This is a genomic window from Saliniramus sp., assembly GCF_035311605.1.
Classification (GTDB): domain Bacteria; phylum Pseudomonadota; class Alphaproteobacteria; order Rhizobiales; family Beijerinckiaceae; genus Saliniramus.
In genome coordinates, this window is the sequence record NZ_DATGCW010000025.1 from 1 (window position 1) to 25,910 (window position 25,910).

At 65.3% G+C, this 25,910-nt stretch carries 24 protein-coding genes, 1 tRNA gene and 2 riboswitches; of the genes, 18 read left to right on the plus strand and 7 right to left on the minus strand.

What is annotated here, in order from left to right; all coding sequences use genetic code 11:
• Together VKP01_RS01175 and coxB are read right to left on the minus strand one after the other, a co-directional pair.
• Window positions 1–789, minus strand: a 789-nt coding sequence (locus VKP01_RS01175) for a cbb3-type cytochrome c oxidase subunit I (RefSeq protein ID WP_324409809.1), incomplete at its 3' end; no start/stop codon positions are given.
• 159 nt (window positions 790–948) lie between these two features.
• Window positions 949–1,824 (minus strand): cytochrome c oxidase subunit II, encoded by an 876-nt coding sequence (coxB, locus tag VKP01_RS01180; RefSeq protein ID WP_414706485.1) that lies wholly within the window; start codon window positions 1,822–1,824, stop codon window positions 949–951.
• A gap of 547 nt (window positions 1,825–2,371) precedes the next feature.
• Between coxB and VKP01_RS01185 the strand changes: the two genes are divergently transcribed.
• The 4 genes from VKP01_RS01185 to VKP01_RS01200 all read left to right on the plus strand — a co-directional run bounded on the left by VKP01_RS01185 (window position 2,372) and on the right by VKP01_RS01200 (window position 7,464).
• Complete coding sequence (locus tag VKP01_RS01185) at window positions 2,372–2,914, plus strand: invasion associated locus B family protein (RefSeq protein ID WP_324409810.1); 543 nt, start codon at window positions 2,372–2,374, stop codon at window positions 2,912–2,914.
• A gap of 78 nt (window positions 2,915–2,992) precedes the next feature.
• The gene (locus VKP01_RS01190; RefSeq protein ID WP_324409811.1) at window positions 2,993–3,613 is read left to right on the plus strand and encodes a hypothetical protein; all 621 of its coding nucleotides are present in this window, start codon (window positions 2,993–2,995) and stop codon (window positions 3,611–3,613) included.
• A 168-nt stretch (window positions 3,614–3,781) separates the two neighbouring features.
• Window positions 3,782–6,664: an EAL domain-containing protein gene (locus VKP01_RS01195; RefSeq protein WP_414706486.1), complete on the plus strand. Its 2,883-nt coding sequence runs from the start codon at window positions 3,782–3,784 to the stop codon at window positions 6,662–6,664.
• 107 nt (window positions 6,665–6,771) lie between these two features.
• The gene (locus VKP01_RS01200; RefSeq protein WP_324409812.1) at window positions 6,772–7,464 is read left to right on the plus strand and encodes an orotate phosphoribosyltransferase; all 693 of its coding nucleotides are present in this window, start codon (window positions 6,772–6,774) and stop codon (window positions 7,462–7,464) included.
• 25 nt (window positions 7,465–7,489) lie between these two features.
• On the opposite strand, the gene VKP01_RS01205 is transcribed toward VKP01_RS01200, so the two are convergent.
• From VKP01_RS01205 to VKP01_RS01215, 3 genes are all read right to left on the minus strand, one after another.
• Window positions 7,490–9,079, minus strand: a complete 1,590-nt coding sequence (locus VKP01_RS01205) for an EAL domain-containing protein (protein WP_324409813.1) — start codon at window positions 9,077–9,079, stop codon at window positions 7,490–7,492.
• Between the two features lie 135 nt (window positions 9,080–9,214).
• Window positions 9,215–9,299, minus strand: a tRNA-Leu gene (locus VKP01_RS01210).
• 122 nt (window positions 9,300–9,421) lie between these two features.
• Entirely contained in the window at window positions 9,422–10,027 is a 606-nt protein-coding gene (locus VKP01_RS01215; protein ID WP_324409831.1) for a TIGR00730 family Rossman fold protein, read from the minus strand.
• Window positions 10,028–10,169: 142 nt separating this feature from the next.
• Here VKP01_RS01215 and VKP01_RS01220 point away from each other — a divergent pair, with 142 nt between their 5' ends.
• The 7 genes from VKP01_RS01220 to VKP01_RS01250 all read left to right on the plus strand — a co-directional run bounded on the left by VKP01_RS01220 (window position 10,170) and on the right by VKP01_RS01250 (window position 17,746).
• Window positions 10,170–12,011, plus strand: coding sequence for a LysM peptidoglycan-binding domain-containing protein (locus VKP01_RS01220; protein WP_324409814.1), 1,842 nt, complete (start codon window positions 10,170–10,172; stop codon window positions 12,009–12,011).
• A gap of 74 nt (window positions 12,012–12,085) precedes the next feature.
• Entirely contained in the window at window positions 12,086–13,459 is a 1,374-nt protein-coding gene (locus VKP01_RS01225) for an AarF/ABC1/UbiB kinase family protein (protein WP_324409815.1), read from the plus strand.
• A 131-nt stretch (window positions 13,460–13,590) separates the two neighbouring features.
• Entirely contained in the window at window positions 13,591–13,884 is a 294-nt protein-coding gene (locus VKP01_RS01230) for an aa3-type cytochrome c oxidase subunit IV (RefSeq protein WP_324409816.1), read from the plus strand.
• 281 nt (window positions 13,885–14,165) lie between these two features.
• Window positions 14,166–15,302 carry a Re/Si-specific NAD(P)(+) transhydrogenase subunit alpha gene (locus tag VKP01_RS01235; protein WP_324409817.1) on the plus strand — a complete coding sequence of 379 codons (1,137 nt, stop codon included), beginning with the start codon at window positions 14,166–14,168 and terminating at the stop codon, window positions 15,300–15,302.
• A gap of 32 nt (window positions 15,303–15,334) precedes the next feature.
• Window positions 15,335–15,778: an NAD(P) transhydrogenase subunit alpha gene (locus tag VKP01_RS01240; RefSeq protein WP_074446415.1), complete on the plus strand. Its 444-nt coding sequence runs from the start codon at window positions 15,335–15,337 to the stop codon at window positions 15,776–15,778.
• A gap of 4 nt (window positions 15,779–15,782) precedes the next feature.
• The gene (locus VKP01_RS01245; protein ID WP_324409818.1) at window positions 15,783–17,177 is read left to right on the plus strand and encodes an NAD(P)(+) transhydrogenase (Re/Si-specific) subunit beta; all 1,395 of its coding nucleotides are present in this window, start codon (window positions 15,783–15,785) and stop codon (window positions 17,175–17,177) included.
• Between the two features lie 62 nt (window positions 17,178–17,239).
• Window positions 17,240–17,746 (plus strand): GNAT family N-acetyltransferase, encoded by a 507-nt coding sequence (locus VKP01_RS01250; RefSeq protein ID WP_324409819.1) that lies wholly within the window; start codon window positions 17,240–17,242, stop codon window positions 17,744–17,746.
• A 15-nt stretch (window positions 17,747–17,761) separates the two neighbouring features.
• Here the strand turns inward: VKP01_RS01250 and acpS are convergent, their stop codons facing one another.
• Window positions 17,762–18,163: a holo-ACP synthase gene (gene acpS / locus VKP01_RS01255; protein ID WP_324409820.1), complete on the minus strand. Its 402-nt coding sequence runs from the start codon at window positions 18,161–18,163 to the stop codon at window positions 17,762–17,764.
• On the minus strand, window positions 18,160–18,918 hold the full coding sequence (locus tag VKP01_RS01260; protein WP_324409821.1) for a pyridoxine 5'-phosphate synthase: 759 nt from the start codon (window positions 18,916–18,918) through the stop codon (window positions 18,160–18,162). The genes acpS and VKP01_RS01260 overlap by 4 nt, the downstream gene beginning before the upstream one ends.
• Before the next feature lie 208 nt (window positions 18,919–19,126).
• Here VKP01_RS01260 and pcaC point away from each other — a divergent pair, with 208 nt between their 5' ends.
• From pcaC to VKP01_RS01295, 7 genes are all read left to right on the plus strand, one after another.
• Window positions 19,127–19,519, plus strand: coding sequence for a 4-carboxymuconolactone decarboxylase (gene pcaC / locus VKP01_RS01265; RefSeq protein WP_324409822.1), 393 nt, complete (start codon window positions 19,127–19,129; stop codon window positions 19,517–19,519).
• Window positions 19,516–20,232 (plus strand): protocatechuate 3,4-dioxygenase subunit beta, encoded by a 717-nt coding sequence (gene pcaH, locus VKP01_RS01270; RefSeq protein ID WP_324409823.1) that lies wholly within the window; start codon window positions 19,516–19,518, stop codon window positions 20,230–20,232. The genes pcaC and pcaH overlap by 4 nt, the downstream gene beginning before the upstream one ends.
• Complete coding sequence (gene pcaG / locus VKP01_RS01275) at window positions 20,232–20,840, plus strand: protocatechuate 3,4-dioxygenase subunit alpha (protein WP_324409824.1); 609 nt, start codon at window positions 20,232–20,234, stop codon at window positions 20,838–20,840. The genes pcaH and pcaG overlap by 1 nt, the downstream gene beginning before the upstream one ends.
• Window positions 20,841–20,930: 90 nt before the next feature.
• Window positions 20,931–21,113, plus strand: a riboswitch (cobalamin riboswitch).
• Window positions 21,114–21,149: 36 nt separating this feature from the next.
• A complete protein-coding gene (locus VKP01_RS01280; protein ID WP_324409825.1) occupies window positions 21,150–21,695 on the plus strand; it encodes a copper chaperone PCu(A)C in 546 nt (181 codons plus the stop codon).
• A 62-nt stretch (window positions 21,696–21,757) separates the two neighbouring features.
• A riboswitch (cobalamin riboswitch) is annotated at window positions 21,758–21,971 on the plus strand.
• A 109-nt stretch (window positions 21,972–22,080) separates the two neighbouring features.
• Entirely contained in the window at window positions 22,081–22,578 is a 498-nt protein-coding gene (locus VKP01_RS01285; protein WP_324409826.1) for a DUF1636 domain-containing protein, read from the plus strand.
• Window positions 22,575–23,630, plus strand: coding sequence for a cobalamin biosynthesis protein CobW (gene cobW / locus VKP01_RS01290; protein ID WP_324409827.1), 1,056 nt, complete (start codon window positions 22,575–22,577; stop codon window positions 23,628–23,630). Before VKP01_RS01285 ends, cobW begins: the two co-directional genes overlap by 4 nt.
• 13 nt (window positions 23,631–23,643) lie before the next feature.
• A partial coding sequence (locus VKP01_RS01295; protein WP_324409828.1) for a cobaltochelatase subunit CobN occupies window positions 23,644–25,910 on the plus strand: 2,267 nt, incomplete at its 3' end.

Genomic DNA, 25,910 nt, shown 5'->3' on the forward strand with positions numbered 1-25,910 from the left:
TTCCGGATGCCCGAAGAACCAGAACAGATGCTGAAACAGCACCGGGTCACCGCCGCCGGCAGGATAAAAGAAGGTCGTGCCGTAATTGCGATCCGTCAGCAGCATCGTGATCGCACCCGCAAGCACCGGCAGAGCCAGCAGCAGCAGGAAAGCGGTGACGAGCATCGCCCAGGCGAAGAGCGGCATCTTGTGCAGCGTCATGCCCGGAGCGCGCATGTTCAGAATCGTGGTGATGAAGTTGATCGCGCCGAGGATCGAGGCGGCACCGGCGAGGTGCAGCGACAGGATCGCGAAGTCGAGAGCCGGTCCGGGATGGCCGATCGTGGACAAGGGCGGGTACACCGTCCAGCCACCGCCGAAGCCGAGTGAACCCGGGGCGCCCTCGACGAACAGCGACATGATCAACAGGCAGAAGGCCGCAACCGTCAGCCAGAACGAAATGTTGTTCATCCGTGGGAACGCCATGTCCGGCGCACCGATCATCAGCGGTACGAACCAGTTGCCGAACCCGCCGATCAGGGCCGGCATGACCAGGAAGAACACCATGATCAGCCCGTGACCGGTCACGACGACGTTGTACATTTGCGGATTGACGAACAGGTCCGTCCCGGGGCTTTGCAGCTCGATCCGGATGAGGATCGACAACAGACCACCCACGACCCCGGCCATGAAGGCGAAGATCAGGTACATCGTGCCGATATCCTTGTGGTTCGTCGAATAGATCCAGCGGCGCCATCCCGTAGGATGATCCTCCGCATGACCCGGCGCATTGGTGGCGACACTTGCCATGATGAATAGCCCTCTTGCAGCCTCTTCAGCGATGAATCGCTGCCACGTTTCTCTAAACTATGGCGATCACCCGCGACCGCCCCGGCGACCGAACGACGCGCCACGTGACACCGCAGCCCGACATCGGCCCGGCGCCGCCCGCGGGACGCCCGCTCGTTGTCAATCCGACGATGCCACCCGGCGCTCGTCATCGACGGAGGCGAACATGGCGCGCGCCTCGTCCAGCCATTCGGCATAGGCCTCTTCGCTGACCACCCGCACCGCGATCGGCATGAAGGCGTGACCCGAACCGCAAAGTTCGGAGCACTGCCCGTAATAGATACCCTCGCGCTCGGCGCGGAACCAGGTCTCGTTCAGACGCCCGGGCACCGCATCCGTCTTGATGCCGAAGGACGGCATGGCAAATGAATGCAGCACACCCTGCGCCGTCACCTGCACGGCCACGTTGGCGCCGACCGGCACGACCATCGCGTTGTCGACCGCAAGCAGATAGGGCTGGCCGGAGGCCTCGGCGTCTTCGCGCTCGAGCATGGCCGAAATGAAGGAGAAACCACCCTGATCTTCCGGATACTCGTATTCCCAATACCAGGAATGCCCGGTCGCCTTGACCACCACATCCGGTTCCGGAATGATCAGCTGATCGCGCAGAAGCCGGAAAGACGGCACCGCGATCGCAACGAGGATCAGGATCGGGATCACCGTCCAGGCCACCTCGAGCATGGTGTTGTGCGAGGTACGCGACGGGTTGGGATTCTTCTTCTCGTTGAAGCGGAAGATGCAGATCAGCAGCAGCGCGCCGACGAAGATCGTGATCAGCGTGATCACCCACAGCAGGCCATTGTGGAAGCTTACCATGCTCTGCGCCACGTCACTCTGTGGCGGCATCATGCCCATCTGCCACGGTTGCGGCTGGTTGATGACATCGGCTGCGGCCGGTACCGCCGCCGCCAGCGCGGCCATGCCGACCGCAGCGCCCGCCAGGAGGCGCGACATTGCGCGGCGCAGGCGCGTTTCCCGGGATCCGGTCTGTTCCATTGGCATCGTTCTTTCGAAGCTCCGTTTCGATTCTTCGCTCGGTGGGCGGCGCCCCCAGCGCCATCGCGACCCTTCTGCCCGTCCCGCAACCCGGAACGATCCCGGCGGGCTTAGCAAGACCGCACCGGAAAAGCGAGCCCTTACAGCCACGACTTCCACATTGATACAAGTCAAAACCACAATGTCGCCATGAGTGCAATGTCATCGTGGTCGCATGTGACCAAGCCTCCGTTATCCGTTGCGGTCAAAGCGCAGCCACCCGCCCCAAGTCCTGCTGCGTCAAAATTCGGCGCCGGATGGCGTACAAGTCGTGTGAATGTGGAGATATGCGCGAAAAGAGGCTTGGCGACCCGCCGAAACTGCGACAAAATGCGCAGGGATCGGCGATTGGGGCCAGGTCGCCTGTGCCTGCCGCGTGGCCAGCGCGAAATGCCGGAAACGGTCGGCGGATGCGCCTTGACAAGGTCGCGCCATCGCGTGATCCCGTCCCGTGGCCCGGCGTCGTCTGCGCCGAATCGCACAGATGTTCGCGTCCATCGGAGTGGTGATGTCCTGTCAATTCCAAGTATCGAACGGCAAGTCCCGGCGGCATTCGCTCATTGTCGTCTTTGCCCTTGCACTCATACTCGCACTGACCCTGACGGTGAACCGGGCCACGGCGCAGGGCGCTGTGCGCGATGTCTTCGCCGATTGGCAGAAGCGCTGCGAGACGCCGGCCGGCGCGACCGAGGAACAATGCGCCATCGTGCAGAACGTGGTGGCAGAAGATCGCCCCAACGTGACGTTGCTGGTAATCGTGCTGCCGACGGCGGATGGCGAGAGCATTCTGCTGCGCGTGGTCGCGCCCCTGGGCGTGCTCCTGCCGGCGGGTCTCGGCCTGTTGATAGACGAGGAGGATGTGGGGCGCGCCGGCTTCGTGCGCTGCCTGGCCACCGGCTGCGTCGCCGAGGTGGTGATGGACGAAACCCTGATCGGGCAGCTGCGCACCGGAGACGAGGCCACGTTCATCGTCTTCCAGACGCCGGAAGAGGGTATCGGCATCCCTGTCTCCCTGGACGGATTCGCGGATGGATTCGACAGTCTGGAGTGACGGCGTTTATCAATGCGCAGAGATCGGATATCCGATCGGGAGCCGCACCATCTGCGGCATGAGGAAGCGGGAGTGAACATGCTGGCCCAGTTCGGACGCCTGACGACGGTCGCCTTCGTCGTATCGACCCTCGCCGCCTGCACGGCCCTGCCCGGCGGCTCGGGCTCGCCCGGAGCAGAGGCGGGTGCAGCTTCTCCGGATGGCGTGATCAGGGCCGAGGAAGGCACGCCGCTCTCCAATTTGGTGCGCTTCGGCTCGACCACGGCACCGGAACTCGTGCCCGATATTCCGGAATTCGCCCCCTGCCCGCAGGTCGACGTCATCACCGGCGGCGCCGCGATCCGCAATTACGCCGGAGCCGAATCCAACCAGAATCTGCGCTCACAGATCTCCATCGCCAATCTCGCGCGGGAATGCGTCGTCTCGGCCGATGGTCAGGAATTCATCATCACCCTCGGCGTCGAAGGCCGTGCCCTGCTCGGTCCGCGCGGTGGACCGGGGCGCTACAATGCGCCACTGCGGATCGTTCTGCGCAACAACAGCGAAACTTTCGAGGATCGCCGCGTCCAGGCATCCGCGACCGTTGAGCAGGGAGCGAGTTCGGGCACCTTCACACTGGTCGAGGACAATCTGACGGTCCCGGCGCAGGTGGGCTCGAATTACATCATCGAAGTGGGCCTCGTCTCCGGTGGGCGCTGATGAGCGGAGAAGAGAGGCATCGCCAGCGCCTTGATTCGGGCGTGTTGTGCCGCTTTGCTGGCCGCTTCCGCGTGCCGGGTTACGGCCCTGCCATTGCCCCGCTCGCGGTTGCCGGCACAACAGAACGCCCCGGCCCGCTCCGCCGCACCAGACGAAAGTAGCCCAGCGTTGTCCGCAATCCGTTACAGCCTCGCCCTGGCACTGACTCTCGCCGTGCTGATCATCGGACTCGGCGCGCCGGTTCATGCGGTCGATGCCGTGCGGGTGGATCGCGCCACCATGGCGATCGATCTGACGGATGCGATCGAGCATTACCGCTCCGATGGCGACATCATCCAGATCTCGACCGCGCCGGGGCCCGATGGCATTGTGCGCCGTATCGCCGTTACCGCGCGCGAAGCCGGGTTGCGGCCTGACTGGATCGTCTTCGCACTGACCAATGAAAGCTCCGAACAGCTCGAAAGATTGCTGGTCGCACCGCATTTCCGGCTGGTGGATTCCGGCGTGGTCTGGCCCGATCTCGGCTCCTCGCGCATCGCCGCGATTACCGCCAGCCAGGGTATCCGCCCGGATCGGGAGGTCTCCACCGAGGCGGATGTCTTCCGCATCACCCTCGATCCCGGCGCAACCGTCACCTATGTCGGCGAATTGCGCGCAGCCCAGGTGCCCCAACTGCATCTGTGGGAGCCCAACGCCTATCGCGACAAGGTATCCGGGCTGACGCTCTACAAGGGCATCATCATCGGCATTGCCGGGCTGCTTGCCCTGTTCCTGACCGTGGTCTTCGTGGTCAAGGGCGCCGTGATCTTCCCTGCCGCCGCCGCAATCGCCTGGGCGGTGCTGGCCTATGCGGGAATCGATTTCGGCTTCTTCCAGCGCGTCTTTCCCGTGGAGGAGCCGGCCGAGCAGATATACCGCGCCGCCGCCGAAGCGATCCTCGCCGCAACCCTGCTCGTCTTCCTCTTCGCCTATCTCAATCTCAACCGATGGCATGTCCGCTACGGCTACGTCACGCTTTTCTGGCTCGCCTTTCTCGCGGCGCTTGTCGGTCTCGCCGTGATCGATCCGCCTGTCGCGGCAGGGGTGGCGCGGGTCTCGATCGCGGCAGTGGCCGGGATCGGCTTCCTGCTGGTGCTGCATCTTGCCACACTCGGCTATGACCGGGCGGTGATGCTGATACCGACCTGGCTCCTGCTGATCGCCTGGGTCACCGCGGCCGGCTTTACCGTGACGGGCTATCTCACCGGGGATCTCGTCTCGCAGGCGCTGATCGGCGGGCTGGTCCTGATCGTCATGCTGATCGGCTTCACGGTGATGCAGCACGCCTTTGCGGGCGGCGCCTTCGCGCAGGGGCTGGTGAGCGATTCAGAGCGGCGTGCGCTCGCGCTCTCCGGCGCCGGCGATATCGTCTTCGACTGGGACGTGCTGTCCGATCGCGTCTTCGTCAGCCCCGAGATCGAGGATCAGCTTTCTCTCAAGCGCGGTGCGCTGCAGGGATCGGTGGCGAACTGGCTCGATCTGGTCCATCCCTTCGACAGGGATCGCTACCGCACCGCGCTTGATGCCGTGATCGAGCAGAAACGCGGACGCATCTCGCAGGAATTTCGCCTGCGCTCGGGCCAGGGCCCTTATCACTGGCTGCGGCTGCGGGCACGCCCGGTCATCGGCAGTGACGGCGAGGTGATCCGCGTGGTCGGCACCATTGCCGATGTCACCGATACACGCACTGCCCAGGAGCGGCTCCTCCACGATGCGGTGCACGACAATCTCACCGGCCTGCCCAACAGATGCCTCTACGATGACCGCCTGCGTGCCGCCCTCGTCCTCGCCTCGCAGGATTCACGGCATTCGCCGGCGGTGATCGTCATCGACATCGATCGCTTCAAGCAGGTCAACGAGGAGGCGGGACTCTCCGCCGGTGATGCCATACTCCTCACATTGTCGCGGCGCCTGTCGCGGCTGCTGCGCCCGCAGGATACTCTCGCGCGCCTCAATGGCGACCGGTTCGGCGTGATCCTGCTCAGCGAGCGCGATCCCGATCGCATCATGGGCTTCGCCGATGCCGTCCGGCGCAGCCTCTCCACACCCGTCACCTATGCCGAACGTGAGATCTTCTTTACCGCCTCGATCGGTATCGCGCTCTATGACGCCCAGACGCTGAAGCCCGATGCCATGCTCGATAACGCCGATCTCGCCATGACCGAGGCCAAGCGCCTGGGCGGCGACCGCACCCATGTCTATCGCCCCACCCTGCGCAGCGTGCAGGCGGAGGATCTGCCACTGGCTGCCGATCTCGCACGCGCGCTGGAGCAGAACGAGATCCGCGCCCTGTTCCAGCCGATCGTGCGGCTCGAGGACCGCACCATCGCCGGGTTCGAGACGGTTCTGCGCTGGGATCACCCCAAACGGGGGCGCATCGCCAATGATGTCTTTGCCGCGATCGCGCAGGAAAGCGGTGCGGCCGGTGACCTCGTGGCCTTTGCCATGGAGCGTGCCGCAGAAGAGTTGAATTTCTGGCAGGGCGCCCTTGACGTGGATCCACCCATATTCGTGAACACGCCGATCCTGTCGCCGGAATTGCTGCGCCACGAACTGCTTTCGGACGTGAAGAATGTTCTCGCGCGCGCTCGCGTCGCGCCCGGCAGCCTGCGCCTCGCCTTTCCCGAGCGCATGGTGATGGAGAACCCGGAATATGCCGCACAGCTCTTCGTGCGTCTGCGCGATCTCGGCGCCGGCATGACGCTGGACGGGTTCGGCGCCGGCTATTGCGCGCTCGCCTATCTCGAGCGGCTGCCGCTCGAAATGATGCGGCTCGACCGCAGCCTCATGCGCGAGCGGCCCTCGGGCGAGCGCTCGGCGCTGCTCTCGCCGGTGATCCGCATGGCGCAGGATCTCGGGCTCGAAGTCGTCGCGGATCTGGTCGAGACAGAGTCGGATGCCGTCGAGCTCTCACAACTCGGCTGCGATTACGCACAGGGTTATCTCTTCGGCGAGCCGCTGACGCCGGCTCAGGCACGCCAGATCATCGTCGGCGCGAGCGAGGCGGCGTGAGCCGGTTACCCACAGCTTCCGGCGTGCCTTCTGCTTGCGACTTGCCTTGATCCCCGCCATCTGCCACAGGAACGGCGAATGCGCGTTGCCGCCAGACGAGGTGCCCCATGACCAGCTTTCCCGACCGGACCCTGATCGCCGACATGACCGCCAAGATGTTGCTGGAAGTGGAGGCCGTGCATTTTCGCGCGGATGAGCCGTTCCGCTTCACCTCCGGCTGGGCGAGCCCGGTCTATATCGATTGCCGCAAGCTGATCTCCTTTCCCCGCGTGCGCAACACGCTGATGGATTTCGCCGCCTCGGTGATCCTGCGCGAGGTTGGCTTCGAGACGCTCGACGCGATTGCCGGTGGCGAGACCGCGGGTATCCCCTTCGCCGCCTGGATCGCCGACCGCCTGTCGATGCCGATGCAATATGTGCGCAAGAAGCCCAAGGGTTTCGGGCGCGACGCGCAGATCGAGGGGCATTTCATCGAGGGCTCACGCGTCCTGCTGGTGGAGGATCTCACCACGGACGGGCGCTCCAAGATCAAGTTCGTCGATGCCATGCGCAAGAGTGGCCTGATTGTCGAGCATGCCTTCGTCGTCTTCCATTACGACATTTTCCCCCAGACCAAGGACATGTTGCGCGAGAACGGCGTGGCCATGCATGCGCTCGCGACCTGGTGGGATGTTCTGCGCGTGGCCCGGACGATGGAATATTTCGACGTCAACACACTCAGCGAGGTCGAGACCTTTCTCAACGAGCCGGCGAAATGGTCGGCGGCCCATGGCGGCGCTTCGGAATTGCCGAGCAGCTGAGCGCACACATGAAACCCGGGACCGGTCAGGCGGCACAGGCATCGCGCCTGGCCGTCTTCGTGTCTGCGCGCGCCACGAATGCGAGGAATTCCGAGAGCGGCAGCGGGCGTGAGACGAGGTATCCCTGCCCTTCATCGACACCGCTGGCCTGCAGCGCGGCACGCTGTTCCTCGGTTTCGATACCCTCGGCGACCGTCCTCATCGACAAGGCCGCAGCCAGGCTCACCAGAGTCTCGATGATCGCCGACCCGGCAATGCCCTGGCCGATGGCATCGACGAAGATCTTGTCGATCTTGATCGTATCGGCGCCCAGTGTCTGGATATAGGAAAGGCCGTTATGCCCCGTGCCCGTATCATCGAGTGCGACCCTGAAGCCGCGGCTGCGCAGCGCCGAAACCCTGCCCGATGCGGCAACCAGATCCAAAATCTGCTGACGCTCGGTCAGTTCGATCACCACATTGCGCGGATCTGCGCCCGTCTGCGTCACCAGAGCGACCATCTCATCGACGAAATCCGGGCCGAGGAAGTCGGCGGGGACCACATTGAACGCGACCTTGAAATCCGGTTCGCGCGCGATCAGCGGATGCAGGTTACGCAATGTCGTGCGCATCACCATGCGCGTCATGGGCACGATACGACCGTTCGCCTCCAGCAGGTCGATGAAGCGATCAGGTGTCACCACCGTACCATCAGCGCGAATCCGGCGCGTGAGCATTTCGCAACCGATGATCCGTCTGTCAGTGATGTCAAAGATCGGCTGAAGATACGGCTGAAACTCGCCGGCAGCCAGCGCCGCATCAATATCCCGCAGCGGGTCAGGCGGGCGCCGCAGGAGACGCAGCAGCATCAATGCGAAGAGGAAGCCGAAACCGCCCCCGATCGCGGTCACTTGGGGCCGGGCCTCCATGTTCCAGGATTGCAAGGGCGCGTCATCGATGCGCATCTGCGTTGCAAGCGGATAGCGCGGCGAGGCTTCGCGCAGGGACAAGGCATTCTCGGGCGCCACCCAGCCGTCATCGGGCGGCGCATAACGTGAAACGAAGGCCGCGTCGTCACCGAGCGTGAGTACCGCCTCCCCGGCATCGCGCAGGGCGCCCGGCAGGATGTCGAAGAACAGCGCGTCGATATTCATCGAGGCTAGCAGGCCCGTCCCCGAGGACAGGCGCCAGGATACGCCGATCTGACGGCCGTTGCCGACATCAAGGGCATGGAGCGCAACGCGCCGGTTACCGGCCTGCACACCCTCCGTGAGCGCGGTCGGGACGAGGTTCAGCTCCTGGGCATCCGGCAGGGCCGAGCAACGGATCTCGCCATCGGGCCCGACCACGTGAATGTCCTTCACCGAGCTGCGCTGGAAGACCAGACGGCGAAGCTCGGCGCGTGACGCGGCACTGCAATCGGTTGCCCCCCGTTCCATCGCCGCGACGAGCGAAATGACCGCGTAATCCACCGCCATTTCCGAGCGGTGCAGCAATTGCCGATTGAGCTCGGTCAGGCGTGCGGTGTTTTGACCGGCGACATATACGGAGAAAGCGACGCCTGCAAGCGCCGCAAACACCGCTGTGATCAGCAAAACAGCTATGTACCAGATCGCCCGCTCGACTGCTTTCGCCATCCTGCACCAGAATCTCGGCGCTGCGATCCATGTCGCAACGTCAACATGCTCGGCCAACGAGGTTGAAAATCCGTCAATCGCGAAGGATCCGGCGTTGATGAGCGTCGAAGCACGCCATGGCCGGGTCAGGACCGTTGGTGCGGACGGCGGGAATCGAACCCGCATGACCGAAGTCGAGGGATTTTAAGTCCCTTGCGTCTACCAGTTCCGCCACGTCCGCGTGTGACCGCTCCGAATCTGCACCGGCAATGCTTGAGGAAGGGTTAGCCGGGGGCAGCGGTGAAGGCAAGCGGCTTGATACGCGCTCGCCCCTGCGCCCTCGCGTTGCGGCCCCTGCCTCACTCAGAACCGGCTCTCGATCAGCGATTCGTCATGCGCATCGCCCTCGCCGCGTCGGCGGGCAGCATCGCGCAGCATGCCGATGACGTCGTCCGGGTGCTCGGCCACGAGATAATTCAACTCCATGCCGGCACGGATGAATCCGCTCTGGCGCATATGGGCAAGCAGAACCAGCAACGGCTTGTAGAAATCGGCGACCGAGAACATCAGGATCGGCTTGCGGTGGCGACCGAGCTGGGCCCAGGTCATCTGTTCGACCAGTTCTTCCAGCGTGCCGATCCCGCCGGGCAGGGCGACGAAGGCATCGGCCTTCTCAAACATCATCTGCTTGCGGGTATGCATGTCGGAGACGACGATGGTATCCTGAACGTCGGACAGCGTGCGCTCCTTGTCCATGAGAAAATCAGGAATGATTCCCGTGACATGGCCGCCGTGATCGAGCACCGCGCGGGCGACCGTCCCCATAAGCCCTACGGCGCCGCCGCCATAGACGAGGCCGATATTCTCCGCGGCCATGGCGCGCCCGAGCGCCTTCGCCGCCTCGGCAAAGGCGGGATCACTGCCGGAACCGGAGCCGCAATAGACACATATAGAGCGGATGGTATTCATCATTTTGTCCGTTTTTGTCCCAAGTTTGGCCAAACCATTGCATTTAGCCGTTTTCACGCCTTGCTGAACCGTGTAAACCCTTGCCGTCTACGCGTATTTTTGCGCCGCAACGGATTGGCGCAACCGCATTGGAGACCGCGCCGTGATCCTTGGTCTGTCTCGTACCGTCTTCTTCGCCGGGCTCATCGCCACTGCCGGTGCAGCGGGCGGGCTCTGGTATGTCATGAGCGAGGATGAGCGTAGCGCGCCCGTCGCGCAACGGGAATCTGTCGCCACACAGGAAGCCGCGCGGTCGCAGCCCGGGGTGCAGGCGCCTGCCGACCAGACGGCGCAGGTCGAGGCGGAGCCGGAAGAAGCCGGGCAGGCACCATCCGACGATGCGGTCAGTGGCACGCAGGCCACAGATGAGACAGCTGCGCAAGCGACCCGCGACGGCATTGAAGACGTGGCGCAAGATGCCCTTGCGGAAAGCGATGCCGACACCGCGCAGGTCGAAACACTGATCGAGGAGGATGTCGCCGCCCTCGGCGATCCCGCCGCCCCCGCGCCGAAAGCGGAGCCGGAAATCGCGCTGCCGCGCCTGCCGGCCTTCGATACGATCCGCGTCGAACCCACGGGCGAGGCCGTCATTGCCGGGCGCGATGCGCCGGAAGGCGATGTGGCTCTGCTGCGCGACGGCGAGGTTTACGACGAAACCTTTGCCGGACCCTCCGGCGCCTTCGTCTTCATTCCCAGGCCATTCCCGACCGGGACCAGCGATGTCACCCTGCGCGCCACCGATGCGCAGGGCAACGTGCTGACGTCACGCGAAAGCGTCACCATCATCGTCGATGCCGAGCGTGCGCGCATGCCGATGGTAGCGCTCACGGCGCCCGGGCGCCCCACTGAAGTGCTCTCGCGTCCCGAACCGGTACAGGTTGCCGAAATTGCTGCGCAGGAAACGACGTCCTCCGAAGCGCCAGCGGACGTGCGTGCGACCCGCGACGCGGTCGAGCCCGATGACGTTGCCGGGTCACCGGAAGATATCAACGCCTCCGGGGCGGATGTCGCACAGCAAACGCTGCGCGAGCCTGGTGCTGCAGAGACGGCCATGCCCGAAAGCGACGCAATGCCGACCGACGAAACAGAGACGGCGGTCGCCGCAATCGATCCGGACGCCGACAATACGGCGCAGCCCGTCGGTGCGCGTCCCGGTGTGCGCATCGTCGCCGTCGAGGCCGAGACCGGGGGCGGGCTCTTCGTCTCCGGCGAGGCTGAGGCGCAGGCGGCGATCCGGCTCTATCTGAACGACACGCTGGTGGCACGGGCCGAGGCCGATGAGGAAGGCGATGTCTCCTTCGCCATCAGGCGTGGTGTGCGCCCCGGGCGCTATCAGGTGCGGCTCGATGATGTCGATCCGGAGACCGGCACGGTGCGCTCACGTGCCGAGGTCGCATTCACCGTTCCCGAGGCGGTGGCGGCGGCGCTGCCGGAGCCGGAACCGGCTCCCGCTGCAGAAGCAGGCGCGCCGACACCTCCAGCCGCGCAGGCTACCGAGGCCGAGCAGGCCGGATCCCCTCCAACTGCGTCCGAGGCAACCGCGTCCGAGGCAACAGAGGCTGAGGCGACAGAGGCTGCGCTCACCGAGGCTCAGGACAGCGCGGCGCGCGAGCCGCAACGCCAAGCCGAATCTGCCGACGCGTCGCTCGGCACGACCGCTGAAGCCGAATCGTCTCCCGAGGCGCCGGCAACCGTTGGAGAGCGCCGCGAAGCGACGGTGGTCGTCCCGGAACTGTCCACCGCCTCGGTCGAGCGCGGTGACAGCCTGTGGCGCATCAGCCGGCAAGTCTATGGGCGCGGCATCCGCTACACAGAGATCTTCGAGGCCAATCAGGATCAGATTCGTAATCCGGACCTGATCTATCCGGGCCAGGTCTTCGTGTTGCCGCCGGATGCGGAGGCTGGGCAGGATGGTCAGGAAGCGCAGCCGCCCGCCGCGCGGTGACGCCTCCCCTTCTCATGGGACGCTCTGACGCTATCTGATGGATGTCGTTCCAGAACCGCGCCGGAGGCCACCGCATGAGCACGCGTGATCGCGAAGCAAACCGTTTTTCAGCCCGTGCAACCCGCTATGCGCGCGTGGGCGCTAATGTGGGCGCGGTTGCTGCGCGTGCCGCAGGTTCGCGGTTGTTCGGTACCAAGGGACAGGCCAATCCGGAAAACGCAGCCGCGCTCGCCCAGGCGCTGGGCGGTCTCAAGGGGCCGATCATGAAGGTGGCGCAGCTGCTCGCCACCATCCCGGAAGCGGTGCCGCCGGAATATGCGGCGGAACTGCAAAAGCTGCAATCGGAAGCCCCGCCCATGGGCGCCGCCTTCGTCAAGCGCCGCATGCAGACGGAACTCGGCGCGGGCTGGCGTGAGCGTTTCGGCGAATTCGACCTCAAACCGGCGGCTGCCGCCTCGCTCGGCCAGGTTCATCGCGCCACCACAAGGGATGGCGAGCCGCTCGCCTGCAAGCTGCAATATCCCGACATGCAATCCGCAGTGGAGGCGGATTTGCGTCAGCTCGGCATGGTCTTCGCCATCCACCGGCGCATGGATCCGGCCATCGACACCCGCGAGATCGCCACGGAAATCGGCGAGCGGGTGCGCGAGGAGCTTGATTACGCGCGCGAAGCCCGACATGTCGCGCTCTATGACGACGCCCTGCAGGGCGTCGATGCCGTGCGTGTACCGTCCGTGCATCCCGATCTTTCCACAAGACGCCTGCTGACGCTGGGCTGGCTCGAGGGCAAGCGGATCCTCGAATACAAGGACGGTCCGATCGAGATCCGCAACCGGCTGGCCATCGCCATGTTCAAGGCGTGGTGGCACCCGTTCAGCCATGCGGCGGTGATCCACGGCGATCCGCATCTGGGCAATTACACGGTGTTCGAGGAAGCCGGCGAACCGATGGGCATCAACCTGCTCGATTACGGCTGCATCCGGATCTTCCCACCGAAATTCGTCAGCGGCGTCGTCGATCTCTATCGTGGCCTCCAGCATGATGACCGCGAGCGCACGGTGCATGCCTACGAGACCTGGGGCTTCAAGGGGCTGACCAACGAGCTGATCGACATCCTCAACATCTGGGCGCGCTTCATCTACGGCCCGCTGCTGGAGGATCGCGTGCGCACCATCGCCGATGGCGTGAAGCCTGGTGAATACGGGCGCCGGCAGGCCTTCGAGGTGCACCGGGCGCTCAAGGAAAAGGGTCCCGTGACGGTGCCGCGGGAATTCGTCTTCATGGATCGTGCCGCGATCGGGCTGGGCGCCGTCTATCTGCATCTGCGCGCAGAACTGAATTATCATCAGCTGTTCGAGGAAGAAATCGCCCGTTTCGACATCGAAGCCCTCGCACAGCGGCAGAATGTGGCGCTTGCGCGCGCGGGCCTGCAGCCCATGCCGGCGTGACACACCGAACCGGGATTTGCGATCTATCCTGTCGAAAGCCGCACTTGCGACGCATCAATGGATTGCGAGACGCGCCCGGTTGGGCTAAAGCCGATGGACAGTTTCAGTAGGAAAAACAGGACATGGCTGCCATGGCGGATACGAACCGTCGTCCGACGGAGGAATACAGGCCCGAGATGGATGGGGAAATCCACGAGAAAACCTATGACGGGTTCGTGGAATTCACCACTCTGTCCACGCTCGTCGTTTTATGCTGGGTGCTCGCGCTCGCCCTCGGCGGGGTCAAGGGCGCCTGGGTCGCCGCGATCGTCTATGTCGTGCTTTCGAGTGTGGCCGGGACCATTGGCGCCGTTTCGCGCACGGTTGCCTGGAAGGCACCGGCAGCCGTGTTCGGGCTCATGATTCTTCATTTTCTGGTGATCTGAACACCGGCTGATCCGTTCGCATCGTCTTGCACCCTGGCAAGGGTGTGCCATATGGGGCGGAGCAGGAAGGGCGGGCGAATCAGGCTCGGGAAGATGATGAAGAGCATCGGGCAACGGTGCCTGTTGCGAATGTCGCGGGGCGGTCTCCGCCAGCGGCGGCAGAGGGGATGGGGCGCGTAACGCAGATCCGGTAGCGGCACCGACAACAGGACGTGCACGCCCCACCGGCATCCGACGTGACGCCGCCTGCCGGTCCCGGCTCAATGCGAGGGGGGTATTGCATGCGTATCGCCGTACTCACGGAAACCGAGGCGAACGAGAGCCGGGTTGCCGCAACACCGGACACGGTGAAGAAGTTCAAGGCGCTCGGAGCGGATGTCGTCGTTCAGGCCGGAGCGGGCCTGACTTCCGGCGTCACCGATGCCGATTACGAGGCGGTCGGCGCGACGATCGCGGCGAGCCCCGGAACGGCTGCGGATGGTGCGGATATCGTTCTGCTCGTGCGCCGCCCGGAAAGCGCCGTGCTCGAAATCATCAAGGAAGGCGCCATCGTCGTCGCCATCATGGACCCTTATGGCGCGCAGGATGCGCTGGCCGAGATGGCCGGGCGCAACATTGCCGGTTTCGCCATGGAGCTGATGCCGCGCATCACCCGCGCGCAGGTTATGGACGTGCTTTCCAGCCAGGCCAATCTCGCCGGCTATCGCGCCGTGATCGACGCGGCGGCGGAATATGGCCGCGCCATGCCGATGATGATGACCGCAGCCGGCACCGTTCCCGCTGCGCGCGCCTTCGTCATGGGGGCCGGAGTGGCCGGTCTGCAGGCCATCGCGACGGCGCGCCGCCTGGGCGCCGTCGTCTCCGCCACCGATGTGCGGCCTGCGGTGAAGGAACAGGTCGAGAGCCTTGGCGCCAAGTTCGTTGCCGTCGAGGACGAAGAGTTCAAACAGGCTGAGACGGCGGGCGGTTATGCCAAGGAAATGTCCGCCGAATACAAGGCCAAGCAGGCCGAGCTCGTCGCCGCCCACATCGCCAAGCAGGATCTCGTGATCACCACCGCGTTGATCCCGGGTCGGCCTGCGCCGGTCCTGATCGATCGCGCCATGGTCGAATCCATGAAACCCGGCTCGGTCATCGTCGATCTCGCGGTCGAGCGCGGCGGCAATTGCGAATTGTCCGAGCCGGGTGACGTGATCGAGCACCAGGGCGTCAAGATCGTCGGCCATCTCAACATGCCCGGTCGCCTCGCCGCGAGCGCTTCGTCGCTCTACGCCAAGAACCTCTATGCCTTCGTCGAGACGCTGATCGACACGGAGGCCAAGGCGATTGCCGTGAACTGGGAGGACGAGCTCGTCAAGGCGACGCTCCTCACCCGTGACGGCGCGATCGTCCATCCCAATTTCAAGCCGGACGCGTGAGCGCGGCAGCATAAGGACAGAGGGGGGAAACGATGACGGACCTCACTCCCGAACAGGCGCTGGAACGCGCGCAGGCGGCGGCGGAAGTCGCACGCGAGGCGGCGGATGCGGCGCAAGGCTATGCCGATTCGCTGGCGGCTGCCGCGACGGTGGCCACGGGTGGCGGCGTCGATCCGACGGTGTTTCGAATCGCGATCTTCGTGCTCGCCATTTTCGTCGGTTATTACGTGGTCTGGGCAGTGACGCCCGCTTTGCACACCCCGCTGATGTCAGTGACCAACGCGATTTCCTCGGTGATCGTGGTCGGTGCGCTTCTTGCAGTGGGCATGCCCGCCGCTGCGGCGATGACCGATAGCGGCGCTGGCTGGGGCGCACAGGTCTTCGGCTTCCTCGCCCTCGTCATGGCCTCCGTGAACATCTTCGGCGGCTTCCTCGTCACCCAGCGCATGCTCGCCATGTACAAGAAGAAGGGCTGACGGGATGAGCGCCAATATCGCAAATCTGCTTTACCTCGTCTCGGGCGTCCTGTTCATTCTGGCGCTGCGCGGACTGTCACATCCGACCACCTCTCGCCAGGGCAATCTCTACGGCATGGTCGGCATGGGTCTGGCCGTGGCCACGACGCTCGTCTATGCCAATCCCTCGCTTGGTGGCTGGCTGCTGGTTATCGCAGGGATCGCCATCGGTGGCGGCATCGGTGCGGTGATCGCGCGGCGCGTGCCGATGACGGCGATGCCGCAGCTCGTCGCCGCCTTCCATTCGCTGGTCGGCATGGCAGCAGTGCTCGTCGCGGCGGCTGCGCTCTATGCGCCACAGGCCTTCGATCTGGGCGCACCCGGGAGCATTTCCGGTGTCACCCTGTTCGAGATGGGGCTCGGCTGCGCCATCGGCGCGCTCACCTTCACCGGTTCGGTCATCGCCTTCCTCAAGCTGGACGGTCGCATGTCCGGCAAGCCGATCATGCTGCCGGCGCGCCATGCGATCAATCTTGGCCTCGGCATCGCCATGGTGGTGCTGCTGGGCATCTTCATCGCGACCGAGAGCGCCATCGTCTTCTGGCTGATCGTCATCGTCGCGCTGGCGCTCGGCATCCTGCTGATCATTCCGATCGGCGGCGCTGACATGCCGGTCGTCGTATCGATGCTCAACTCCTATTCCGGCTGGGCTGCGGCGGGTATCGGCTTTACCCTGGGCAATCTGGCGCTGATCATCACCGGCGCGCTGGTCGGCTCGTCGGGTGCGATCCTCTCCTACATCATGTGCAAGGGGATGAACCGCTCCTTCATCTCCGTGATCCTTGGCGGCTTCGGCGGCGAGACAGATGCTGCGACCGCCGGTGGCGTCGAAACGCGGCCCGTAAAGAAGGGTTCAGCGGATGATGCGGCCTTCATCATGAAGAACTCCGCCAAGGTCATCATCGTGCCGGGTTACGGCATGGCGGTGGCGCAGGCGCAGCACACCCTGCGCGAGATGGCGGATCTGCTCAAGGCGGAGGGTGTCGAGGTCAAATACGCCATCCACCCGGTGGCGGGCCGCATGCCCGGTCACATGAACGTGCTGCTGGCCGAGGCGAACGTGCCTTACGACGAAGTCTTCGAGCTCGAGGATATCAACGGCGAATTCGCCCAGGCCGATGTCGCCTTCGTGATCGGCGCCAACGACGTGACCAACCCCTCCGCCAAGACCGATCCGCAATCGCCGATCTTCGGCATGCCGATCCTCGATGTGGACAAGGCCAAGACCGTGCTGTTCATCAAGCGCGGCATGGGTTCGGGATATGCCGGCGTCGAGAACGAGCTGTTCTTCCGCGACAACACCATGATGCTGTTCGGTGACGCCAAGAAGATGGTCGACGAGATCGTCAAGTCGTTCTGATCGCAACCGTGATATCGCCGGGCCCGCGAGGCCCGGCGCATCGGTTCGGTGTGGGGGCCAGCATGGCCGATACGCGCAATCGGGACGCATGGCGCCGGATGGCGCATGCCGATCTTCCAGCGGTGTTCGCTCTCTCGAAGCAAGTCCACGCGGCCTATCCGGAGCACCCGGAGATCGCGCGCGAGCGACTCGCCCTCGCCCCGCAATGGTGCCGCGTTCTAGCCGCCGGCGCCGACCTTCGTGGCTACCTCCTGGCCCATCCCTGGCGCCGTGGCGCCCCGCCCGCCCTCGATAGCCTGATTGGCGCACTGCCCGATGATCCCGATTGCCTGTATATCCACGACCTCGCCATCGCCCCACAGCAGCGCGGCAAGGGCGATGCAGCCGTGCTGCTCGCATCGCTGAAGCGCGAGGCCTTCGCGGATTTCCCGGTTATCGCGCTGATCAGCACCGGCCCCGCCACGGGCTATTGGCAAAGACAGGGTTTTGCGCGCTGCGCGATCGCGCAGCCCGAAATCCTCGCGAGCTATGATCCGCAAGCCCTCTACATGGAGTATCCGCGCCCGTGACGAGCGCCCGGCACGTCACGTCTTCACAAGCGCCTCGATGATCACGAAGGCCTGCGCCATCGGCGGCTCGTCGGTGAGGCTGACATGGACATGCGCCTCATGGCCTTCCGGGATCAGCGCAGCGAGCCGCACGGCAGCCCCCCCTGTCAGTTCCAGCGTGGGGCGTCCCGCCGCATCGTTGACCACCGCGATATCGCGCCAGAACACCCCCTCGGCAATGCCGGTGCCGAGTGCCTTCACCGCCGCTTCCTTCGCAGCGAAGCGGCGCGCATAGCAGGGCCCGGGATTGACACGCGCCTCGCAACGCGCCCGCTCACCCTCGGTAAAGACGCGATGCGTGAAGCGGGTGCCGTGGCGCGCGATCGAGGCTTCGACGCGCCGGATATCACACAGATCCGAGCCGATCCCGACGATCATGCGGATTGCCCCGATCGTGCTTCATCCATTGCCGCGCGCATGGCGCCGATTGCCTCCGGCAATCCGCAAAAGATCGCCTCGCCGATCAGGTAATGGCCGATATTGAGCTCGACGAATTCCCCGATCGCCGCGACGGGGCCGACATTCTCCGTGGTGAGCCCGTGGCCTGCATGCATTTCGAGCCCGATACCCGCGCCATGCGCCGCCGCGCGGCGCAGCCGGTCGCGTTCGCCAGCGATACCGGCCTCGTCGCCAGCGAGCCAGAGTTCCGCATAACGCCCGGTATGCAGTTCGACCACCGGTGCCCCGAGCGCGCGCGCGGCATCCATGACGCGCTCTTCCGGCTCGACGAAGAGCGAGACGCGGCATCCCGCATCGGCCAAGGCCGCAATCGCATCGCGCAGGGCGCCCGGGCGCGCCTCAAGGTCGATCCCGCCCTCGGTCGTGCGCTCCTCACGCTTCTCGGGGACGAGGCAGGCGGCATGCGGGCGCAGGCGGGTGGCGATCGCGATCATCTCATCAGTGACCGCCATTTCGAAATTGAGCGGTTTGGTGATTTCCGCCATGAGCCGCTCCATATCGGCATCGCGGATATGGCGGCGATCCTCGCGCAGATGCGCCGTGATGCCGTCGGCCCCGGCCTCGATGGCCAGATGCGCCGCGCGCACCGGATCGGGATGGGGGCCGCCGCGGGCGTTACGCACCGTGGCGACATGATCGATATTGACACCCAGACGCAACCTGCCGCTCGCCATGACCGCTCACCCTCCTCGATCTCGACCGTCGCATAGCGCAAAGCGCCGCGCCGCGAAAGCACCTGCCGCCACATCCGATGTCGCATCGAAACGATGACAGGCGCCGCCGACACGCCTAATCTGTCGCGCAAGGGGACGAATAACAATGTCCCGCGAGCCGGTGTCGCATCACCGCATGAGATCGCGGGCACGCAAGGGGAGAGCTGTAATGAGTGATTTGCACGATGAGGGCATGCGCGTGCGCAGGAAGGTGCTCGGCGATGCGCATGTGGATCGCGCCGAGGCGCGCAAGACCGATTTCGACGCACCGTTTCAGGATTTCATCACCCGCTCCGCCTGGGGCATGCTCTGGACGCGCCCGGATTTCACGCCGCGCGAGCGCTCGCTGGTCACCATCGCCCTGCTCGCTGGCCTCGGCAATGACGGGGAACTCGCCCTGCATCTGCGTGCCACGCGCAATACCGGGGCGAGCCGCGAGGATGTGCGCGAGGCCTTGATGCATGTCGCGGTCTATGCCGGCGTGCCGCGCGCCAACCACGCACTGAAGATCGCCAAAGAGATCTTCGCCGAAATGGATGCGCAGGATGAGGCGGGCTCATGAGCTATACCGAACGCGATACCTCCCGCCATCCGCCGGCCCTGACACCCGCTTACAAGTCGAGTGTGCTGCGCAGCCCGCAAAAGCCGCCTGTCGCAATGCCGGCGACCCTGTCGGAACTCACCGGCCCGGTCTTCGGCCACGAGATCATCGGCCCGCATGACGCGGATCTGACCATGAACCACGCCCGCGCCGGCCACAGCGCGATCGGCCCGCGCATCATCGTGCATGGCCGCATCCTCGACGAGGACGGGCGCGGCGTGCCCGATGCGCTGATCGAGATCTGGCAGGCCAATGCCGGCGGGCGCTATCGCCACAAGCGGGACGGCTATCTCGCGCCGCTCGATCCGGATTTCGGCGGCTGCGGGCGCACCATCAGCGATGAGCAGGGCGGCTATGCGTTTCGCAGCATCCAGCCCGGCCCCTATCCCTGGCCGAACCGGGCCAATGACTGGCGCCCCGCGCATGTCCATTTCTCGGTCTTCGGCCATGCCTTTGCGCAAAGGCTGATCACGCAGATGTATTTCGCGGGCGATCCGCTGATCGGGCTCTGCCCGATCGTCAACACCATCCCCGACCCACGGGCCATCGATTCGCTTACCGCGCGGCTCGACATGCGCGCCACGCAGCCGATGGACGCCATCGCCTGGCGTTTCGACATCGTCCTGCGCGGTCGCCGCGCCACCTTCTTCGAGAACCGTCCGGAGGGCACCTGATGCAGGATCGACCGGATTACCTCAAGCAAACCCCCTCCCAGACGGCGGGGCCGTATCTGCATATCGGCTGCACCCCGCGCGCAGCCGGGCTCGACTGGCCGCATGCCGATCTCGGCGCCATCATGATCAGCGACGAGACGCGCGGCGAGCGCATCAGCATCACCGGCTGCGTGCATGACGGGATGGGGGCGCCCCTGCGCGACGCGCTCATCGAGATCTGGCAGGCGGATGCGCAAGGCATTCATCCCGGGCGCGGCGATCCGCGCGGCAACGGGGACCCGTTCCTCACCGGGTTCGGTCGCTGCGCAGCCGATCCGCAGACCGGCGAATTCCGCTTCGAGACGATCCGCCCTGGTGCGGTTTCGGGGCCGGGTGGCACGCTGATGGCACCGCATATCGGCTTCTGGATCGTCGCGCGCGGCATCAATCTGGGCCTGCATACGCGCATGTATTTTCCACAGGATGATCTCTCCGGCGATCCGGTGCTCGCCCGAATCGAGCATCGCGAGCGCATCGCGACATTGATCGCGCAGGAAGTGGACCCGGGCACATACCGTTTCGAGATTTTTCTGCAAGGCCCGCGCGAGACCGTATTCTTCGATATCTGACAGGGATTTGGTCCTTCACGCGCCATACTGACACAGGCGCGATCGGCCTCGTCATGCGGGGCGCCCGATTGACTCGCCCCGGTCCCTGTGGCCCCTTGCCGTGGTCGGTGCCCGTTCTGGGCCAAACAGGGAAGCCGGTGCGAGACCGGTGCTGCTCCCGCAACTGTAATCGGTGAGCCCGTCCGAAAGCCACTGGTGCCGCACGCACCGGGAAGGCGGACATTGCGGTGATGACCCGAGAGCCAGGAGACCTGCCGACATGAAGCAACCCTGATCGACGAGGGCGGGAGTCCTCGTGGGAGAATAATGATGAACAAGTTCCTCACGGCGCTCGTCGCCGCTTTCCTGCTCGGCATGCCCGCCAGCATCATCGCAACGGCCAGCATGGTTACATCGGCAAAGGCGCATGACGGCGGGGATGTCCACCAGTCCGGCAGCATTATCGTCAGCCATCTGTGGACCCATGCTACCAGCCCCACTTCGGACGCGATCGAGGTCTTTCTGACCATCGACAATACCGGCCTCGAAGGCGATGAACTCATCGCCGCCACCACACGCTTCACCGGCCACGGCAGGCTTCAGGCCCCGGCCGTCAAGAACGGCACCCTGCGCGTTGTCGAGGCGCCGACACTTGAAATCGCCCCCGGGCAGACCATCAGCTTCCAGCAGGGCGGTATCACGCTGGTCCTGCCCAACGTCCAGCGCGTGTTGCGCGAAGGCGATCATTTCGACATCTTGCTCGAATTCGCAAAAGCCGGCGCGATCACCGCCGAGGTCGGCGTCGAGGCGCCGGTGGGCGCCGATGATCACGATCATGACGACGATCATGATCACGACCACGACACGAAGAGCTGAGCCATTTCGAAGCGGGCGCGGAGCGGGCAGCCCTCGGTTGACATCGCCCCGCGCTCCGTTAGACCATTGAAAATGCCGACGGTGCTGCGCTTTCGGGCGCGGCTTTCAAGGGAATGCCGGAAGGATATGCGGGCCTCGTCCCGCCATATCCGTGCCGGAGCTGCCCCCGCAACTGTGAGCGGCGAGCTTCCAGCGTGAACCACTGGCCCATGGCCGGGAAGGAGCTGGCGGCGATGACCCGTGAGCCAGGAGACCTGCCGTCGCCTGCAATGATGATCGATCCGGGCGGGGTGCACCGGGGAAACTGATCGGCTGACGGGGCGCAGGTCCGTTGCCGGACGCGAATGCCGGGTTCTGCCGGTTTTCGAGGTTTGGACACGACACCATGAGCCAAGACGATATGCGCGGCACGGATGCCGCCCCCGAAACGACATATCAGCCAGACATGCGCCCGATCCTGCATGTCTGCCTCACTTGCCGGCAGCGCGATGCCGAGGGGCAGATCATCGAGACGGAGGGACCGCGCGCCGGAACGCACCTCCATGACAATCTCGCGGCCGCCCTGCCCGACGACGCGCCCTTCATTCTGGCGGGCGTCGAATGTCTCTCCAACTGCAAGCGCGCCTGCACCGTGGGGCTGACCAGCCCGACGCGCTGGAGCTACGTCTATGGCGATCTCGATCCGGTCGGGAGCATCGACGACATCATTGCCGGCGCCACGCTCTATGCCGGCACCGATGACGGTATCGTGCCCTGGCGCGCGCGCCCGCAGATCTTCCGCAAGGGGGTGATCGCCCGGATCCCGCCCTTCCCGCCTTCATCTTCCCATTCCGCCGCGCCCGCCGCCACACCGGCCCGCGCCAGCGAGGACCAATCCGCATGAGCAACGCTTTCGCCGCTTCGGTCAGCAAGACGCCCGTCACCATCATCACCGGCTTTCTCGGCTCGGGGAAGACGACGCTGATCCGCAATCTGATGCAAAACCCGCAGGGCCTGCGGCTCGCCGTGATCGTCAATGAATTCGGCGATGTCGGCGTTGACGGAGACATCCTGAAATCCTGCGCCGACGAGAACTGTCCGGCGGATTCGATCCTCGAACTCGCCAATGGCTGCCTGTGCTGCACCGTCGCAGATGATTTCGTGCCCACGATCGAAGCGCTGATGAAGCTGCCGCAAAAGCCCGATCACATCGTCATCGAGACGTCGGGCCTCGCTCTGCCGAAGCCCTTGCTCAAGGCCTTCGACTGGCCGGATCTGCGGTCGCGCATCACTGTGGACGGCGTGATCGCCGTGGCCGATGCCGAGGCGGTGGCTGCGGGACGTTTCGCGGCCAATCCCGAAGCGGTGGAGGCCCAGCGTCTCGCCGATGAGGGCGTCGATCACGAGACGCCGCTCTCCGAGCTTTTCGAGGACCAGATTTCCTGCGCCGATCTCGTCATTCTCAACAAGGCCGATCTCGTCGATGCAGATGCCATGGCCCGCGCCCGCGCCGTGATCGAGAAGGAAGCGCCGCGTCCGGTGCCTATCCTCGAAGCCAGCGAGGCCAGGCTTGATCCGCGCGTTCTGATCGGTCTCGACAAGGCGGCGGAGGACGATCTCGCCGCGCGGCCCTCGCATCACGACGACCACGACCACGAACATGATCACGAGGATTTCGAGAGCATCATCGTCACGCTTCCCGAGGGGCTGTCGCCCGATGAGATCGTGGCGCGGGTCGAGCGTCTCGCCCGCGAGCAGAACATCCTGCGCGTGAAGGGCTATGTCGCGGTACCCGGCAAGCCGATGCGGCTCCTCGTCCAGGGCGTCGGCGCGCGCGTGCGCACCCAATTTGACCGCCCATGGGCGCCGCAGGAAGAGCGCGCCTCGCGGCTGGTGGTGATCGCAGAGCATGATCACATCAACCGCACGGCCATCGAATCCGTGCTCAACGGCTGAGCGGGTTTTAGCGATGCATGTCGTCTTTCGCGAAAGCCATGGCCTCGAAGAAGCCGGCGCGCCCCAGGATCTGGGGCAGAGCCCGGCCGATCTCGTCGTTCTGTCTTTCTCCGACAGCGATCTCGGCGCCTTCGCCGCTGCCTGGCGGGCGGCGCGCGAGGGGATGCCGAGCCTGCGTCTGGCCAATATCGCATCGCTGATCCATCCGCTCTCCGTCGATACCTATTGCGAGAACACCCTGTCGGGGGCGCGCGCGATCCTGATCCGCATCCTCGGCGGGGTGGATTACTGGTCCTACGGGATCGAGCAGATCCAGAAGCTGGCGGAGCGCGAGAATATCGCACTCGCGGTCATCCCGGCTGATGGCCGCCCGGACGAGCGGCTCGATGCGGCTTCGAACCTGCCGGTCTCGACCCTGCGGCGCATCGCGCATCTGTGCGATCAGGGCGGACAGGGTGCGGCCCATGCAGCACTCGCCCAGTTGGCGCTTGCCGGCGGGCTGTATGCCGATCCGGTCATCGGCGTGAAGGCGATGGCGCCGGTCGGCTTCTTCCGTCCCGGCACGGGCATCATCTGCCCGCTGGCCCTGCCGCGCGCGGGTGTGCGCCCGCTCGCGCCGGTGATCTTCTACCGCTCCTTTCTCACCGCCGCCGATACCGGCCCGGTCGAGGCGATGATCGCAGCGCTCGAGGAACGCGGCTTCGATTCCTTCGGCATCTTCGTGCCCAGCCTGAAGGCCCCCGATGCCGCCGGCTGGCTGCGCCGGCATCTGGCGCGGCTGGAACCGGACGTGATCATCAACGCCACCGCCTTCTCCGCGCGCATGGATGCGGATGGCGGCACGCCGCTCGATATCGCCGATGCGCCGGTTTTGCAGGTGGCGCTGGCCAATTCCGACCGCAAGGCCTGGAGCGAGGCCGAACGCGGGCTCTCGCCGGCGGATCTCGCCATGCATGTGGTGCTGCCGGAAGTCGATGGCCGCATCTTCGCGGGCGTCGTCTCCTTCAAGGAGCAGGAGGCGCGCGACCCTGATCTCGGCTTCGCACGCCGCGCCCATTGCGCCGATGCCGGCCAGATCGCCGCGCTCGCTGAAAAAGCGCATGCGCAGGTCAATCTGCGCCGCAAGTCGCCCGAGCAGCTTCGCCTCGCCCTCATCCTCTCGACCTATCCCGGACGCGAGGACCAGCACGCCCATGCGATCGGCCTTGATGCGCCGGCGAGCGCCGTCGGCCTCTACGGACTCCTCGCCGAACACGGCTATATGACGGGCAAGACACCCGCCGATGGCGACGGCCTCGTCGGTTCGCTGCGTACATCGCGCATCAGCTGGCCGCTTGAAGCCTATCGCGCCGCGCTCGCCACCCTGCCGCAGAGCCTGCGGGACGCGCTCGACGCGCAATGGGGGGCACCGGAGGAGGATCCGGATTGCCGCGACGGTGCCTTCCGTTTCCGGGCGCTTGAGCATGGCGGAATGATCACCGCGCTCCAGCCCGAGCGCGGCAACAACGCTGATCGCGCGCAGGAATATCATGATCTCGCCCGCGCCCCACGTCACGCCTATGTCGCCTTCTATCTCTGGCTGCGCCATGCATGCGCCATCGACGCGCTGATTCATCTCGGCGCGCATGGCACGCTGGAATGGCTGCCCGGCAAGGCCGTGGCGCTCAGTGAGGAATGCTGGCCGCAGGCGCTGACTGGTTCGCTGCCAGTAATCTACCCCTTCATCGTCAATGATCCCGGCGAGGCCGCCACGGCGAAGCGGCGCATCGGCGCCCTCACTATCGGCCATATGACGCCGCCCGTGCGCAGCGGCGTGATGCCTGACGCCCTGCACGGGCTGGAGCGCCTGCTCGACGAGTATTCCACCGCCGACGGGCTCGACCCGCGCCGCCGCGACCGGCTCGTCGACGCCATCATCGAGGCCGCGCAAGCGACGCAGATCGTCGAGGATCTGCAGATTACGCCGGAAACCTGCAAGCAGGAGGCGATCGCGCGCGTCGACGCCTTCGTCTGCGACATCAAGGAAACCCAGTTCACCGACGGCCTCCACATCTTCGGCGCCCCCGCTCGGGCGACTGACGCGGACCGCGTCGACAATCTCGATCCGGATGCGCTCGCCGCCTCCCCGCACGGCGAGCGCGCGGCGCTGATCGCCGCGCTCGACGGGCGCTTCGTCGCCCCCGGCCCCGCCGGCTCGCCCTGGCGCGGGCGCCGTGATGTGCTGCCCACCGGGCGCAATCTCTTCGCCGTCGATCCGCGCGCGGTTCCCAGCCGCGCGGC

Coding starts and splice junctions, on each gene's coding strand:
- coxB (WP_414706485.1), bottom strand. CDS start 1,824: ATGGAACAGACCGGATCCCGGGAAACGCGCCTGCGCCGCGCAATGTCG.
- VKP01_RS01185 (WP_324409810.1), top strand. CDS start 2,372: ATGTCCTGTCAATTCCAAGTATCGAACGGCAAGTCCCGGCGGCATTCG.
- VKP01_RS01190 (WP_324409811.1), top strand. CDS start 2,993: ATGCTGGCCCAGTTCGGACGCCTGACGACGGTCGCCTTCGTCGTATCG.
- VKP01_RS01200 (WP_324409812.1), top strand. CDS start 6,772: ATGACCAGCTTTCCCGACCGGACCCTGATCGCCGACATGACCGCCAAG.
- VKP01_RS01205 (WP_324409813.1), bottom strand. CDS start 9,079: ATGGCGAAAGCAGTCGAGCGGGCGATCTGGTACATAGCTGTTTTGCTG.
- VKP01_RS01215 (WP_324409831.1), bottom strand. CDS start 10,027: ATGAATACCATCCGCTCTATATGTGTCTATTGCGGCTCCGGTTCCGGC.
- VKP01_RS01225 (WP_324409815.1), top strand. CDS start 12,086: ATGAGCACGCGTGATCGCGAAGCAAACCGTTTTTCAGCCCGTGCAACC.
- VKP01_RS01230 (WP_324409816.1), top strand. CDS start 13,591: ATGGCGGATACGAACCGTCGTCCGACGGAGGAATACAGGCCCGAGATG.
- VKP01_RS01235 (WP_324409817.1), top strand. CDS start 14,166: ATGCGTATCGCCGTACTCACGGAAACCGAGGCGAACGAGAGCCGGGTT.
- VKP01_RS01240 (WP_074446415.1), top strand. CDS start 15,335: ATGACGGACCTCACTCCCGAACAGGCGCTGGAACGCGCGCAGGCGGCG.
- VKP01_RS01245 (WP_324409818.1), top strand. CDS start 15,783: ATGAGCGCCAATATCGCAAATCTGCTTTACCTCGTCTCGGGCGTCCTG.
- VKP01_RS01250 (WP_324409819.1), top strand. CDS start 17,240: ATGGCCGATACGCGCAATCGGGACGCATGGCGCCGGATGGCGCATGCC.
- acpS (WP_324409820.1), bottom strand. CDS start 18,163: ATGATCGTCGGGATCGGCTCGGATCTGTGTGATATCCGGCGCGTCGAA.
- VKP01_RS01260 (WP_324409821.1), bottom strand. CDS start 18,918: ATGGCGAGCGGCAGGTTGCGTCTGGGTGTCAATATCGATCATGTCGCC.
- pcaC (WP_324409822.1), top strand. CDS start 19,127: ATGAGTGATTTGCACGATGAGGGCATGCGCGTGCGCAGGAAGGTGCTC.
- pcaH (WP_324409823.1), top strand. CDS start 19,516: ATGAGCTATACCGAACGCGATACCTCCCGCCATCCGCCGGCCCTGACA.
- pcaG (WP_324409824.1), top strand. CDS start 20,232: ATGCAGGATCGACCGGATTACCTCAAGCAAACCCCCTCCCAGACGGCG.
- VKP01_RS01280 (WP_324409825.1), top strand. CDS start 21,150: ATGAACAAGTTCCTCACGGCGCTCGTCGCCGCTTTCCTGCTCGGCATG.
- VKP01_RS01285 (WP_324409826.1), top strand. CDS start 22,081: ATGAGCCAAGACGATATGCGCGGCACGGATGCCGCCCCCGAAACGACA.
- cobW (WP_324409827.1), top strand. CDS start 22,575: ATGAGCAACGCTTTCGCCGCTTCGGTCAGCAAGACGCCCGTCACCATC.